Here is a 15,789-nt window from a genome sequence, read left to right as displayed (position 1 = left end):
TTTCGGAAAAGTTGAATAGGAAAAGTGATCGTTTTGGAAAGTTTAAGGAATGTATTTATCACTTGATTATTAATTTATCCAAAATCATATAGAAATATTAACTACAGTTTCAATCATGATGATGCAAAAAAGCTATTTTTGATACTTAAATTTTATCACTGGCTTTATAAAGAGTAAAGAAACTAAGTTGTTTTGATAAAGTTCCTCAATCTAATTCCGCACTCTCAAAAATTATTTTAGATAATTTGGAAATATTTTAACGTAAAAAAACCTTTAAACAGTTGTTGTTTAAGGGTCTGTTTTGGTAGGCGACCGAGATTTGAACTCGGGACCTCAAAGTTATGAATTTGATATTTTTACCAAATAAATACCTAGTTATATGCTGTTACAGGACTTGAAAACTAAGTAATCGTTTACGGATTCGTGCACGGTTAATATTAAAATTTTAGTTAAATTAATAAAAATCAATTAATGTTAATTTGTTTATTTTAACAATTTATTTTTAGGATGAAAATATTGATTGAAAAGTAAAATTTGGGGTAATCCGAGGTGGATTTTACATAAAGAAGAAGATCTTGAATTCTGTAAAAATTGATTGTAATAAGACGGAATTATGCAATATTTATGCTATGGTTCATACCATGAAACAAGTTTAAAGGTATGAACTATAGCGGAACTATCCAAATTTATTTTAAAAATGTCCAGTTTTTTGTAAAATAAACTGGACAAATTATTTATATTTGCAGTATTAATAATTTATGAAAACATCTGAATATATATCGTTTACAATAGATAGGCTCCCTAAAGGATATGTATTCACCTATGCAGACTTTGTTACTGAGGTGAGTAAAAAAGAAGCAGTCATTAAAACACTCAATAGAATGGCTGAATCGGGAAAAATAGCTAAACTTTCTAAGGGAAAATATTATAAACCTGAAAATACTCCTTTTGGTAAATTGGAGCCTAATCAAGCTCAAACTGTGAAGGACTTGATGGAAAATGATGGTAAAATAACGGGATACTTAACGGGGTTTAGTATTTATAATCAGTTAGGTCTTACTACCCAAGTTAGCAATACCATCCAAATAGGAAAAAATGAAGTTCGCTCTGCCTTTAAACGAGAACGTTATACAATTTCATTTGTCAAACAAAAAAATACAATTACCAAAGAGAATATTCCTTTGCTGCAATTGTTGGATGCCATTCGTTATATAAGAAAAATTCCTGATAGTAATCTTGAATTTTCTTGTAAACGATTATTAGCTATTATTAAAGATTTATCTGATAAAGACAAAACCACAATGGTGCGTTTAGCTCTTAAATATCCACCAGCGGCAAAAGCACTTTTAGGAGCGATGTTGGATGAATTGAATGAAAGTACTTTTGCGGATCTACTTTACAAGACATTAAACCCTATCACTAAGTATAAATTATCAGTTAATAAAATATTGAGTCAAACTGAAAAATGGAATATTATATGAAACTACACGAAAATAAACAACTTTTCAGGCAGGCGGTGCAGTTTACAAGTCAACAAATGAATATTCCAGAAATATATGTTGAAAAAGATTACTGGGTTACCTTTGCTTTGCATACTATTTTTCATGATGAAATTGGTAAACACACCATATTTAAAGGCGGAACTGCACTTTCAAAATGTTTTAATCTGATAGAACGATTTTCGGAGGATATAGATCTTGTTGTATTGAGACATGATGGAGAAACTAATAATAAGCTAACGAATAAAATTAAGAAAATTAGTGAAGTTATAAATGCAGTATTACCAGAAGTTGTGGTAGACGAAGTAACTCATAAAATGGGAATGAACCGGAAAACGGCACATACTTATGCAAAAGAATTTAAGGGTAATTATGGACAAGTAAGAGATGTAATCATTATCGAGGCTACTTGGCTAGGATATTTTGAACCTTATACGAGAAGGAATGTCAATTCCTATATAGGGAATATGATGATTAATAATGGTCAAACTGAAATTGCTAAACAAAACGGATTACTGCCTTTTGAAGTATTGGTATTAGAATCTGTGAGGACTCTTTGTGAAAAAATAATGAGCCTTGTTCGGTTTTCCTACACGGAATACCCTATTGAAGATTTAAAGAAAAAGATAAGACATGCTTATGACTTACATCAATTATTACAGCAAAAAGAATTGGTTGATTTTTTTTATTCACCGGAATTCGAAAAAATGTTATTGACCGTAGCCAATGACGATGTAATAAGTTTTAAAAACAACAATAAATGGTTAGAGAATCATCCTGTTGATTCGCTTGTTTTTAAAGAATTGGATACGGTTTGGGATGAGTTAAAAGTAACTTATACGACTGATTTTAAAAATTTGGTTTATGGAGACTTACCAAAAGAAGAAGCTGTTCTCGCTACTTTGAAAATAATAAAAGAGCGGTTGATAATAATAACTTGGAATATTACAGTCTAAAAAAAATAGTGGTATTACAAGAAAAACAACTCCATATGAAAATAATAAATTTCAATATCGAAAGATTACTGATTTTATCAAAATTAAAGCCTATTATTCAATTGATAAAAAGTTATGATGCTGATCTTATTGTTTTGACTGAAACTAATTCAACGTTAATTGATTTGGGGGAGGATTATTTTGAATATCATACAACTCCTTTGACAAGGAATCAAGACAAGGTCAATTTTTATAGAGAAGGAGAAAACAGGGTTAGTATTTACTCAAAGTACCCAATAAAAAGCATAATCCAAACCATAGATGAATTTACATGTTTAGCGATAGAAATTGAGACTGATTTTGGGGAGTTAATTGTCTATGGAACTATAATTGGAATTTTCGGTTATAGTGGAGATAAAGACCGCTTCGTTAAAGATTTTAGTAAACAACAATCAGATTTTAATAAAATTTTCGGCAATAAAAATGTTTGTATTGTAGGCGATTTAAACATTTCGCTTTCGGGTTGGATATATCCAAGTAGAAAGTACCGTGATAAACTAAATACCTTAATTGAAGAATTTGATATGGATAGGTCAACAGGAAATTTAAAGGACAATATTGATCATATTTTAATGTCAAAAAAGTTTATTGGAAATAGAGGTATTAAAGTGGAAATGTTTAATGTAGATAAGAAGTTAAGTGATCATTTTGGTATATGTATGACTATAAATAAATAATCAAAAAGATTTGATTAACATCTTATCAATCAATGTTCATCTCATTATGTTCATTATCCAATAAATCAAAAGTTTTAATAAGGTTAATAATTGCAGGATTAATTTTCGCTAATCTATTAACTTCAATTTCTGTTTTAGTGAGTTGTTTTTGAACTTTAATAGAATTGTTCGTTCTGCTTTCAAGATAAATATCAGCTAAATCTGTTCCAACTGAAACATCTTTATCCTCAATATAACGACTGCTTCTAATTTTAAAACCTTCTTTTTGTAGTTCTAATGCTATTTTGTTCCAATCATCATATTCTGATTTATCTGGATAAGCCAAAATAGGGTGGTTTTTTAAAGGTAAAAGCATTTCTTTTTTAAAATTACTTTTGCTGCCTGTTGCCATCCAAATATAATCTGGCAAGAATAAGCTCATAATCAAAGCCGTCTTTTCTGACTCTACTATGGCAATTCCCTTTTTTGGTGATTCATTGATTAAATGCAGCCCAAATAAGCATTGTTGTAAAACATAATCCTCTAATTTTAAAAGTTTATGAACCCAGTGAATATGGTTGAAAGGTGTTTTTACTCTTTTGCCTGTTTTAATATTAAAAAGCATCACTTTTCCTGTCATTATTTTATTTTGAGGATCGATTTGCCAAAAAATTGTTGAACCAAGCCAATGCTTTGATGTTCCTAGTCTGTATTTCAGAATAACCGACTGAACTGCTTCTTCTGAAAAATAAATTTTCAAAAATTGAATCAAATTATTTTCATTAAAATTCCTGCTGCATAAAACCAATAAATCAGATTGTAAAGTAGAGGCTTGTCTTGTGATTATTGGTTTTATAAATTCTGAAATCACACAATTTTTATTAGGGTATTGATGATGCTTACAGCTGCTATCATTGTCACATCGACCGGATCCATCTTCTAAATACGCATTACTTTCATTGTCGACATATTTCACATATTTTTTTTTACTACAATTTGGGCAAATAAATTTTTTACTGGATTTATCAAGAGAATATTTATACATTTTTTTATTTTATTTTTTAATTCGTAACACTCGTAATTTTCGTAGAGGTTGCGAACATTACGAGTGTTACGAGTTTTTAACTTTACTAAAACAAGTTTCAATCAATCGTAACATCATTTCTTTTTCTGAAATTTTTTTTGGGAGCTCATCTGAAAGCAATTCTTCTAAGTCAAATTTTTTCATGTGGGGATCTATCATATCAAATAGCAATTCACGCTCGTTTTCAGGGAGCGCCATTATTATTTGATATGCTAGATTTGCGGTCATTAATTATTTTCTATTTTTTTTAAAATATTTCGAACAGTTCCTTCACTGATTCCCAGTTTTTCAGCAATCTGTGTGTTAGGAAGACCTTGTTTTATCAGTTCTAAAATTTCATTTAATCGATCCTCATTATTTCGGGGTTTTAAATGGTCTAATTCATTCTCATAACCCATAAAAACAAATTTTAAGAAGTTGGTCTCTTTTTCAATTTTGCACACAATAACATTGTTGGTGTCGTATATCATTTCTGTATTTCGTTGTTTAATTTGCTTGATATAGCGCAATCCTGTTTCTTGTGCGCTTTCGCCTATAGCAAAGCAGCTGTCGCAAAAGTTCATTAGCATCTTGCTTCCAGATAAGTCATTTTTAGTTAAAGGTTTGGAGGCATCACGTTTTGGAGTATGTGCTAAGACTAATATTGATAAATTGTATTTTTTCTTTATACTATTTAAAAATTTCATTAAAGGCAAAGCATCTTTCGCTTTTTCGGTTTCTGTTTTTAAATACGTTAAATTGTCTATAACAATAATTTTGGTATCATTTTCTATTGCAGCTAGTTCTAAGGAATGACATAGAAACGCATCAAAATCTTTAAACCCCGCAGGAATTTCTTGTTCAGGATTTATTTCAACTCGCAATAAATTTGGGCTGAACACATAATGTTCAGAAAATTGATTAGAATATCTGTTTTCTACTTGTTTATCTGATAGCTCAAAATCAAAATACAATACTTTTTGAGCTTGTATCTCCATTTTGAAACCTTCAATACTAATTCCTTTACTTAATGCATTAGACAATTGAAGGGCCAAAATTGATTTTCCTAAGTTGGTGTCAGCAAATAAAATACAGATTTCGTTTTCATACCAAAACTCACTGAAGAGCATTTCAGGTATTGGACGATTTTTTGCATCATCGATCCAGTCATTCATTGGTTTTATGTTGAAGCAATTGCTAGCAGAAGTATTGTTTACCTTTATATTTTTAGAATTAATTTTTAAATCGGCTTCAAGTTCTGACTTCAATACTGCTGTATGATTTGATATATCTATGATTTTTGTGTTCATTTTGGTTGTTTTTTTATTGTATTACAGATTGTATGACAAAACGTAATACACTTTGTCATACAATCTGTAATACAAAGTCTATTGCAATTAGATTCTATTTTCAAACACTCTGTTATTGATATAGTCCCTTAAGATTACATAGTCAAAAGCATCGTTTGAATACAATTCACAAAATCGAAACTGATTGTTTCCGGTACCAAATTCACTTATTAATCTTAGGATATCCAGAAGTACTTTTTCGAATTCTCGCTTTAGATCATTTGGAAAGCGATCATTCTTAATGACCTCTAGTACAATTTTTTTTAGATCCTCCAAATCATTTTTTAATCCCCAGTTAATAGGATCTCTACTTTTTTCATATATCCAAGAGATTAGATAGATAAATTCGTTTGAATTTGGAAAGTTGTTATCGAATAAGGTTTGATTATCAACTTCTTCACTTTGGAGTTCCACACTATATGTCGATAAAATGTCTCTGACATTGTCAGATAACGATATACCTTTTTGATCTGAGTCATCGATTAGTGTATTCCTCAATTTTTCAGGAATACGCACGTTTAAAATATCGGATTTCATAATTATCGTTTTTGGTTTAGATAATTAAGAATGTCAATTTTCTTGAATCGAATGGTTCTTTTGTGTCGAGTGTAGGGTAGGGTACCGTCCTTTCTCAATTTCCAAAGCGTGACTTCGGAGCAACGTAAAATTTGGCAAGTTTCCTTTACTGAAACCCTTTCCTCTATTAATAAAGGAATTTCTGCTTTGCTACCGCTATGATTTTCTAAGAAAAGAAGTACTCTTTGTTGAAGAGTTTTGAGTTCTTTAACCTCTGATTGGAGGGCTTTGAATGATTGTAAAAATTGCTGTGTGTTCATTTTTTTGTTTATTAGTTTAATTAATTTGTATTAAATTTTATTTACAAATATTTCTAATAAACAAATGCTTAAACAAAAAAACCAGTCTGAAACTCCCTGTATTCAGGGAGTTTCAGACTGGTTCAGACAGAGAACGGAAAAAATCATGTTTTACAAAATATCTTTAAATGTTTTTATGAATGATGATTTACTGTTTAAATATTTTTGATCGGTGATTGAAAAAACTTTATTATCAAAAATACTTGTGTACGCTCCAATGTTTTTCTCACCAAAAAGTATTTTTATAGATTTATATAACTTCATTGCGTCCCCATGGTTCAAAAAAAGCACTCCTTCCTCTTTTAAGAACTCAATCAAATATCTCAGCGAAACACCTCTTAAATCAGAATAGTGGACTTTTATTATTCTTTCTATTGCAATCTTGTTTTCGTGCCTTATAAAGGTAATAAAAGGGATATTTACATTTTTTATGCTCTCCAATTTAAAATCATTTTTAATTTCAATAGGCAACCCTTCCAAAATACTTAAATCAAAATTTTCACTTTTTGATTTAACCTCTTCTTTACTTGGAACAATACCCATAATCGATTCTCTATGATCGGTTAAAATCCCGAAGTTAAAATTGACGTAAGTCCAAACAGTTTTATTACAATCTGCAATGTCTCGCTGAATATAATTTCTTACTAGGTCAGCAATATTTATAAATCCTTCTAATTTGTTTAGATAGGTCCTATAGAATAATATAAAAGCATCCTTATCCATCTGACTTTTTAATTCAAGTAGCTTAAAAAAGTTGTTTTGAAGCAATTTTTCTTTGTCATAAAAATCTAAAGGATTTATATTTGGGTATTCATTTACTTTTTTATCACTATTGATGTAGAATATTTTTTGATCCATTTCAGAAAGTGTTTCATTGTCAAATAGCATTTTTGAGTATTTATTATTTGGCATATAAAAAATGAATCGTTTTATTATGTTCCATTTCATTTCATCATAAATGGGTTCTAAGTTCATAATTTATTACATTAGTTTTTTTTATTACTTATTAAGGGAGTTTATACTACTTAGTTTTATTAAAGTACCGGTTTTGCCATTGAAGTTCTTCCATTTGAGTTTTCACCGGTTTTATGACAATAATTTTCTCTATAATTCCAGTTTTCAAAATTAGCCCAAGAATGGTAGGCATCTAGCGAAAATGGTCGTTTAACATCAAAAGGAATTTTTACTCCAGTTCTTATACAATAACCATGTTCTTTTTGGTAGGAATTGGAATTATCAAACACTGTGGGTCTACTAAATTCTTTTTTGTATTCAGTGGCATTATTCTGAAATTCTTCACGATTTGGTTTTATCTGTTTTGAGATATTTATTTCGCCTTTAAAATCATCATATAGTTTTTCTGAAAATTTTCTGTTTTGATATAGTTCATCTGTGACATCCCATAATACTTCTGATGATAAATATGTTTTTTTTAATCCAAATAGTTCCTTTTTGAAATTGGGCCTTTTCACATAAACACAAGGATTAGACAAAATGACATCGTTTGTATATCCCACAGTTTCTGAATATAGTTTGTCAATTGGATTTAAGGAATTATTAAAATGTATACCATATTCAATGTTTTTGATCATGCATTTATCTAATAGTTCAGGGAGGTAAGTAGCCCTTCTTTTTCATTTGAATAAAACTTAGCATGTAAATCTTTGCAGTAGATAATGGTAATATTTTTGAACTCTTTAAAGAAATCTAAATCGTTTTTATTTAAACTTTTACCAGCTTCCCTTTCATTTTTTCCAAAAACAAGGACTACTTCTAGATCGGGGTCGTGTTTATAGTTTTTAAACACCTCTTTACAATAATCATCTAAATGAATAAAGGGCGAAAGGATTAATAATTCCTTTTTCGCATTCCATATAATATCATATAATTTGTCAGCAAGTGCTTCTCCAGTGTAAAATTGTGCCATTCTTAAAGTGTAAAATAATAGTTTTTAATTTTTTCTGCGATTAGTTTCCTACGCTGAATTAAGAGTTCTTTGTAGTCTTCCATTTTCAATGGCAATTTCTCCTGATTTTACCCACGTTAAAAGGGTTTCTATTTAATGTTGGTTTATTGAGTGTTTTTGCATCTGGTATAGTTAATAGGGGCTTTAAAGATTTTTTTTACAATTATATTTAAATTTTTTTAAGACCTTCAATAATTAATCTTTTTACATCATCATCTGAGATATTCCCATTTTTATCATTTATATATTCTTCTATTTCAGGTGAATTTATTTTCTTTAAAATATTTTTAAATTGTATTCCCAATTTGTTTTTAGGTTTTAAATCTAATGTTAAAGAAATTTCATCTTTATATGACATAAATGGTTCGTAAAATTTATGATAGGCATTTCCAATAGCTCCAGAGAAAGGAATCATTTTAGGTCTGCTTTCTGTTTTACCTCCATTCAAAATTTGATCATAAGATATACCAGGATATGGATCAATATAATATATTTTCTTAATTCCAAGCTGATATGCTTTTTTTGAACACAATTCACATGGACTTGCTGTTGTAAATAAAATACCATTCTCAACTCCCTGTCCCCCAAGTTTTGTGATTTGTAGCATTGCATTTTCTTCTGCATGAAGAGATCTAGTATGAACTTGATTTGCTTCACCCTCATAATGATTATGGACAGTTTTAAAACAAAAGGAACAATTTTTACCGTTTAAATGTTCAACATTTTTTATATAATCTTTATCAAAATAATCTATCAACGCCTCTTTAAAATTTCCCGGAACTTCATTTTTATATTTAAAATCAGATAATTTTGAAACGTTACCTTTTTCAAACTCACTATAATGAGGATTATTATTAAAATCTTCAATGTTATTTTTGCTTTTTATAAAATCATTTACTTCTCTCAAATTGCAAGGTGTATGACCTTTTGCAACGTCATTCCACCCAGTTGATTTTACATAAAATTTTTCATCAGTAATAACAGCACCAACTTTTCTTGAAATACATCCAGAATTTAATTTGGCAGTATTAGCCATTTGCATATTTCTTTCAGAAGAACTTGGAGTAATTAAACCAGGCTGTGAAATCAGAGAAATAAATTTCATTACTTGTTCCTCTCTTGTCAAAAAGCCATTTAGATTATCATTAATAGTAATTTTGTATAAATCAAGCTGCTTCTTTTTTAAATTAAAAATATGATAGTCACTTTTTTGAATGCAATTTTCTACATCGGGTGATGAAAATTTTCCTTTTGAAAAATCAGTAGTTTTATATTCAATTTCATCAAGTTCGAAAAGTTTTTTTACTAAAATTTCTCTTTCAATTTCATTAGGAATTTTTTGTTCGAGTCGTTCATTGACTCTTATTTCAGCATTATTTAAAATATCTTTAGTTGCAATCATATAAAACGCAGAATACCGTTCTTTAAAAAACATTATTTCTAATGAATTTCTTAAGGAGTCAATAACAATCCTAGTTGGTCTTATTTCTTTATTGTAATTCTTTCTAGCTTTAATTAATTTATTTAATAAGAATGCAATTGAATAAATGTTTTTAATATCACTATCATCATCACCAATTGGATCTCCTGTACTTCGAATGTTACAAGAAATTCTATGCAATAAAAGTGTTCTTTTATAATATCCATTTTCTTCTAATACTTTGAACATTTCATTAGCATAATTTTTAAATGACGGTTCGAAAAATAATCTATTTAATTTTTCCAGCTCAATTTCATGAAATGACTTTTTAAAATCTTTAAATTCTTTAATTTCTTCAACTAGTAATCTATATTCTTCAGTTTTATTGAGATTAATTATTTTATTTAAAATATTTTTAACTTCAATTTTATTGTTATCTCCTTTTTTTTCTAAATAATATTTTGAAAGTAACTCTTTCATTTTGTTTAAATCGCCTCCATATCTATTAATTATATAAAATAGTAAAACATCTTTATATTTAATTACTTCAAATGGAATCCAATTATTTTTGTGTTCAATATAGTTTTTACAAATTGAATATTTTCTTTGAAAAATTTTATCTTCAATCTGATCAACATCTCTAATTTCATTTTTTAATGCATCTATGCTACTCTCTAAAATATTTGATACAATAGAACACCCAGAACCAGTCCTTCCAGTAACTCCAATAACCGTAAAATCTCTTCTTAATGAATACAATTGATTCAAATCCATTTTATACTTTTTAAATAATTATTTTTTATTGTATTTCTTTTTTAAATAAACCTGATAATAATTTGCCTTTAAAATTTAGATCAAGCGTATTTAGCATTTGGTTGCAATTCTTATCAAAATTGATATTAGCAAGATCATTATTAAAATTTAAAAAACTGATTTAAAACAAGATAAGTAACTAATAAAGATACTTAAACTTTATAATGTGTTTTTTAATAATTTATTAGCTTCCTTCCACAATCTTTATCTCTTCCTCCCTCAAACCACACAACTCGTAAACCATTACCTAGAAACAAGTAGTATTCACAACACAATTATAACCATAAATTGCCACTTGATTTTGAACCTCAGTTACTTCAGAGGCATCGCAACAAATCGAGCTCAGTTTTGGGTTATTTGCGAAAAAATAATTGGTCAATTTGCTACCGTTTTTTAAGACTAGATTTTCTAATTGGCTCATATTATAGATGCTTAAATAGCTTAGGATAGGGCAATACCGAATATCCAAGGTGGTTAAGAGATTGTTTGATATGTCTAAATTTGTTAATTCTGTTAAACCATTCAAATTGATTGTGGTTAATTTATTAGTAGTACATCTTAAATAATTAAGAGTGCTGCAATTGCTTAAATTTATTGTAGTTAATTCGTTTTGGCTACATGTTATATCCATTAATTTTACACAATTGGAAGCATTCAATGAAGTCATTTTATTATTGGAACATTGTAAAGAAGTTAAATTGGCAAGATCTTTAACATCTAGAGAAGTCAATAAATTGTCGGAGATATACAATTGATTTAAATTCTTTAAATGACTTACATTTAGGCTTGTCAATAAATTATTCGAACCTCTCAGTTCAGTGATGTTTTTTGAATTACTGATGTTCAAAGTAATGATTTTGTTATTGTCAAACCGCAAGGCTTCTAATAATGTGGAAGCACTCAAATCGAGTGTCGTCAATTGATTTTGATCGCACCAAAGTAATTTTAAGTTGCTTAAACCTTTTACATTCAAATTCGTAAGCGAGTTACTGCTAATATATATAGAATGTAATTGCTTCAAACTCGATACGTCTAAAGTTATGATTTTATTGTATCTACAAGAGAGGCTTTTAAGATTGCGAAAAGAAAGCAAACCTTCCAATGAAGAGATATTGGTATTATCTACTGTGAGTTCGCTAATATTTTCGGCTTCACAAACTTGGATAATTCCATCGTCATTGGCATCAATTTTACACACAAAACCTTCTAAATTTGATGCAACAACATTATTTAATGACGCTGTTGCCGCTAATAGTTTTGCCTTAAAATTGGCATCTGGAATGTTTACAATTTGATTACAATTTTTATCAGTGCTAATGATGGCAGAATCGCTGTCAGAATTGGAGCATCCCGAAAAAACCAAACTTAAAATGGATAAGCAATTGATAAATAATGTTCTAATTTTCATAATTTTTTTAAATTTTAACTGTTTTCTATAATTTTAATTTCTTCCTCGCTCAAGCCATATAACTCATAAACCATAGCATCTATTTCTTGTTCTAGGTCTTGGGTTTCGGCTTTTGGGTCTTGGGATTTTAGTAAAAGAATTCGATCTGCCAATTCTATAAATTCACTTTGTTTAACAATTGATATTTTTGGTATTAAAAGTTCTCGAAGTTCGGTTAATGTAGTTTGCCTAAAATCATCCTTTAATGCTATTGCAGAAATATTAATATATAAATAAGAAATAAACTTACTTGCTAATATTGATAAAACATACTTAGTTGAAAAATCTTTATCAGTTACAATAAAAGGGTTGATGTCTTTTTTGAATACTATCTTTTTTTCTGTAAATCCAACAGTTAATCTATCTTGTCTATTGATGATTCGTCGAATTAATATTTTTTCTTTTTTTTCGTAAAAAGGCAAAAGAGAATCCATTCCTCTCAAACTAGTTGGATATGTTTCTAAAATATTGAAACAATAATTATATGCATTTCCTTCCTTTAAAAATGGAAAATTATATTTTTCATCATCTTCAATAGATACAGGAAAAGCACTTGGAGATAGTCCTTGTGTTGAAATACTGATATTATCTAAAAATTCAAAATTGTTGAGGTCGAGTCTTTTTATAATTTTAAAAACATCAGGATTTAAAATAATTTTGAATTTTGGTGCAAGTACCAATGATGTTTCAATGTTATTAAATGCGATATTTTTTAGTTCATCATGATTCTCTGATTTCTTATATGAATATATATCATAATTTGGGCTTGGAGAATTAGACATTAAATAAATACATGTATCCACATAAGCATCGGCAAAGATGTTAAATGGTAAATTTATAATTTTTCTTAATCCCCAGTCAGAGAAAAGTTTTTCTCTGAGTTTTGAATAGTTTTCACCTGTTTGCCAAGTTAGTGGTGCTATGTAGCATAGTAAACTATTTTTTTTAACTAATCTCAAACCTTGTATTATAAACAAAACAGAAGTTTCATATTTACGTTCAACTAAGTTATATTTTGTCCTGAATGTTTGTTTTGTGGCATCATCAAATTCTTCAAGTCCGATATACGGCGGATTTCCAATCACAACATCGAATCCCACAAAATCACCCTCGTCATTCAATACATCAGGAAATTCAAAACGCCATTCAAAGGCATTCTCGTAAATCTTGTTCGATTTGATTTCCTCGATTTCCGCGTCCAGCGTGTTAATATCAGTGCCAAGAACGTTTACTTTTTTGTTCCACTCGGTTTGCTCTTTTTTGCTTCTTTCAAAAAGTCCTACTTGTTGGGTGTAATTAAAAAGTTCGCCTTTTAACTTTTCGAGTTTCAGTTTCTTCGGGTCGTTTGTGCCTATTTCACTCCTGAAATTGCTTTTTATGTCGCCTATTAAGCGCTCCATTTCCCTTTTTTGTTCCTTGCTTTCGGCATTGCGGTACGTAGCAACAGCCAGTTTGTAACTATCAATATTCCATTTGCTTTGCTTCAAGGCTTTTTTCAAATCAGCATTTAATTCAAAACGAGAAATTAGAGAGTTTCCACATTTTATATTAATATCAATGTTGGGTAATGTCTCCAGTTCATTAGAGTTGGTTTTATAATAGGCATTTTTTAATAATTCAATCCACAAACGCAAACGGCAAATTTTTACTGAGTTTGGGTTAATATCTACACCAAACAAACAGTTTTCTATAATGGATTGCTTTTCCTGAAACAAAGTTTCCTGTATGCGTTGGCTTTCTTTATTCTTAGGATTGTAGGAGAAAGGAATGGCATCTTCGTCAGTAACGATCAATTCATCATTGACTACTTCAAAATGGTATTCTTTGAGTCGGTTTCCATTATGGTCTTGCAAAACCCGTAAATCATTTTTAATAGCAATAATTTCATTTAAAGCTGAAACTAAGAAGTGTCCGGACCCCACTGCAGGATCACATATTTTTAGGCTGTTTATAATTTCGTTAGCTTCTTTTCTGTCTTCAATTTTATCATAAAGGGAATCAAAATCGTTGCAATCCCAATTTTTGGTTTCATTGAACTTTTGTACCACGGCTCTACGAATCGTTTCTTTACACATGTACATTGTAATGAAACTAGGTGTAAAGAACGAACCGTCTTTGTAGCCGTTGATTTTTTCAAAAATCAATCCTAAGACTGACGCATTAATCAGGGTTTTGTTATCTTCCTGTATGTCCTCACTTCCTTCACTAGCAAAGTCATAAGCATCAAGGAACGAAAAGAAATAATCCAAAGCTTTTTTAGTACCTGTATTTTTCTTACCTAAATTGTCTTTAATGACAGTTGCAGGGAGCAGCGGCAAAGTGTTATTATCTTCCAGTTGTGAAATAAACAAGGTTTCATGCTCTAAATCTGTTGGTTCAAACAGAGAACTATTTAAATAGGGTACTTTTGCAAAATCATTGAATACTCTTTCGTTTCGGTCTTCTGGTTTTTTTGCCAAAACCTGAAAGAATAAGCTATTAAGGTTGTCATAGTCTTTTATTAAATGGGAATTCAAAAAAGAATAGCTTTTGTCTCCTTTGTGGTAGGTAATCAATTGCGCTTCTAATAATTTCAAAAACAATATACGATTCACCCAAGAAATAGTCAGTTCTAGCGCGACCGTAAAAAGCCGTTCTTCATTAGTCTCTCCGTATTGTTTTGGGTTTTGTAATCTGGATATTTTATCTAAACTATCTAGTTGCTCAATAGCATTTTCAAGCAGGGAACCAGAATTTCTTTTTCCTTGTTTGTGGCGTTCAATTAGTTTTTTACCTCCTTCTTTTACTTCGGTTAAACCAATGATATGAAGTAATTCACTATAAAAATTCTTGTCCAGCGAATTGCTGTCATTCGCAAAAGATAACTTCAATAAATGCTCCGGAGAAAGTAATTTAAAAAGAGCCACTAGGAGTTTATCATCTTCCTTGTCTACATTTCGCAACGGTTTATCATATTTACGAATGTCAAAATGAGCAAATTCTATCGTGTTTTGTACGTTTTCAATAAAAGGCTTTGCGATTTCTTTGTAAAAATAATCCGTTGTTTTACCAGATAATCGCCCCTCTTCAAAATCAACAAATTGTTTTGTGAAAGCTTTGTTTTCTGCAAATAATTTGTTGAAGAGTTGTGCATCAAAAACAAACCATTCGTGAATATTAGTGACAACTAAATGTTTTAACTCGGTGTTTTTATGGGTGATGCGTTCCCGCATGTAATACAAAACTAGCTCTTGTAAGGCTTTTCCATTCAAGTTTGTAACAGTAATCATCTCTGTTTTGTTGACTGGACTTTTGGCTTCAATGATTACTCCAACATTTGTTTTGGCATCTTTCCCGTTGTGAATCACTAAATCATTACGTCCTTTTGTATTCACAGAATAGCTGGGATCGTAATAGGTTTTTTTCAGGAAATCAATCACTAAATTTTTATGAAACTCTTCGCTTTCCTTTTCATTGATTGAATCTAAAATTTGTATCAAATTCGTTTTAAAACTCTCAATATGAGTACGGTTTGGTTTGATTTTGAGAAAAGCTTTGTTGAGTGCTTTACGAGGTTCTAGAAGTATTGTATTCATGAGTATATTTCAGAATTCTTAGTTATCAAACTTACTATTTAAAAAGGACAACTACAATTAGCGCCATACTATTTATCTGACTATTTGTTATTGTTTTCAAATGTAGTTATCTGTTAAGATAGTTCTTTACG

General features: G+C 29.6%; 14 protein-coding genes. 3 read left to right on the top strand and 11 right to left on the bottom strand.

Annotated elements, in window-relative coordinates; all coding sequences use genetic code 11:
- The first annotated feature begins 758 nt into the window (after window positions 1–758).
- From ACP7AQ_RS10015 to ACP7AQ_RS10005, 3 genes are read left to right on the top strand one after another with little or no spacing between them, the layout of a single operon-like run.
- Complete coding sequence (locus tag ACP7AQ_RS10015; RefSeq protein ID WP_426095371.1) at window positions 759–1,481, top strand: DUF6088 family protein; 723 nt, start codon at window positions 759–761, stop codon at window positions 1,479–1,481.
- Window positions 1,478–2,455: a nucleotidyl transferase AbiEii/AbiGii toxin family protein gene (locus tag ACP7AQ_RS10010; RefSeq protein WP_426095370.1), complete on the top strand. Its 978-nt coding sequence runs from the start codon at window positions 1,478–1,480 to the stop codon at window positions 2,453–2,455. Before ACP7AQ_RS10015 ends, ACP7AQ_RS10010 begins: the two co-directional genes overlap by 4 nt.
- A 35-nt stretch (window positions 2,456–2,490) precedes the next feature.
- Complete coding sequence (locus ACP7AQ_RS10005) at window positions 2,491–3,171, top strand: endonuclease/exonuclease/phosphatase family protein (RefSeq protein ID WP_426095369.1); 681 nt, start codon at window positions 2,491–2,493, stop codon at window positions 3,169–3,171.
- 25 nt (window positions 3,172–3,196) lie between these two features.
- Here ACP7AQ_RS10005 and ACP7AQ_RS10000 read toward each other — a convergent pair whose 3' ends face one another.
- The 11 genes from ACP7AQ_RS10000 to ACP7AQ_RS09950 form a co-directional block, all read right to left on the bottom strand.
- Window positions 3,197–4,195 carry a DUF6371 domain-containing protein gene (locus ACP7AQ_RS10000; protein WP_426095368.1) on the bottom strand — a complete coding sequence of 333 codons (999 nt, stop codon included), beginning with the start codon at window positions 4,193–4,195 and terminating at the stop codon, window positions 3,197–3,199.
- 66 nt (window positions 4,196–4,261) lie between these two features.
- A complete protein-coding gene (locus tag ACP7AQ_RS09995) occupies window positions 4,262–4,462 on the bottom strand; it encodes a hypothetical protein (protein ID WP_426095367.1) in 201 nt (66 codons plus the stop codon).
- Window positions 4,462–5,523, bottom strand: a complete 1,062-nt coding sequence (locus ACP7AQ_RS09990) for an AAA family ATPase (protein WP_426095366.1) — start codon at window positions 5,521–5,523, stop codon at window positions 4,462–4,464. The genes ACP7AQ_RS09995 and ACP7AQ_RS09990 overlap by 1 nt, the downstream gene beginning before the upstream one ends.
- A gap of 87 nt (window positions 5,524–5,610) precedes the next feature.
- Complete coding sequence (locus ACP7AQ_RS09985) at window positions 5,611–6,099, bottom strand: hypothetical protein (RefSeq protein ID WP_426095365.1); 489 nt, start codon at window positions 6,097–6,099, stop codon at window positions 5,611–5,613.
- Window positions 6,100–6,101: 2 nt separating this feature from the next.
- Window positions 6,102–6,398: a helix-turn-helix domain-containing protein gene (locus ACP7AQ_RS09980; protein ID WP_426095364.1), complete on the bottom strand. Its 297-nt coding sequence runs from the start codon at window positions 6,396–6,398 to the stop codon at window positions 6,102–6,104.
- Window positions 6,399–6,548: 150 nt separating this feature from the next.
- Window positions 6,549–7,295, bottom strand: a complete 747-nt coding sequence (locus ACP7AQ_RS09975) for a hypothetical protein (protein WP_426095363.1) — start codon at window positions 7,293–7,295, stop codon at window positions 6,549–6,551.
- Between the two features lie 176 nt (window positions 7,296–7,471).
- Window positions 7,472–8,029 (bottom strand): hypothetical protein, encoded by a 558-nt coding sequence (locus ACP7AQ_RS09970; protein WP_426095362.1) that lies wholly within the window; start codon window positions 8,027–8,029, stop codon window positions 7,472–7,474.
- An 8-nt stretch (window positions 8,030–8,037) separates the two neighbouring features.
- Complete coding sequence (locus ACP7AQ_RS09965; RefSeq protein ID WP_426095361.1) at window positions 8,038–8,364, bottom strand: hypothetical protein; 327 nt, start codon at window positions 8,362–8,364, stop codon at window positions 8,038–8,040.
- A 208-nt stretch (window positions 8,365–8,572) separates the two neighbouring features.
- Window positions 8,573–10,597 (bottom strand): hypothetical protein, encoded by a 2,025-nt coding sequence (locus tag ACP7AQ_RS09960; protein ID WP_426095360.1) that lies wholly within the window; start codon window positions 10,595–10,597, stop codon window positions 8,573–8,575.
- A gap of 286 nt (window positions 10,598–10,883) precedes the next feature.
- The gene (locus ACP7AQ_RS09955; RefSeq protein ID WP_426095359.1) at window positions 10,884–12,044 is read right to left on the bottom strand and encodes a leucine-rich repeat domain-containing protein; all 1,161 of its coding nucleotides are present in this window, start codon (window positions 12,042–12,044) and stop codon (window positions 10,884–10,886) included.
- Window positions 12,045–12,058: 14 nt separating this feature from the next.
- Window positions 12,059–15,658 carry a DUF7149 domain-containing protein gene (locus tag ACP7AQ_RS09950; RefSeq protein WP_426095358.1) on the bottom strand — a complete coding sequence of 1,200 codons (3,600 nt, stop codon included), beginning with the start codon at window positions 15,656–15,658 and terminating at the stop codon, window positions 12,059–12,061.
- Window positions 15,659–15,789: the final 131 nt, after the last annotated feature.

Source organism: Flavobacterium sp. DSR2-3-3, assembly GCF_049896585.1.
Classification (GTDB): domain Bacteria; phylum Bacteroidota; class Bacteroidia; order Flavobacteriales; family Flavobacteriaceae; genus Flavobacterium.
The sequence above is the reverse complement of the archived record's forward strand: the minus strand, read 5'-3'. Positions and strand labels throughout refer to the sequence as shown.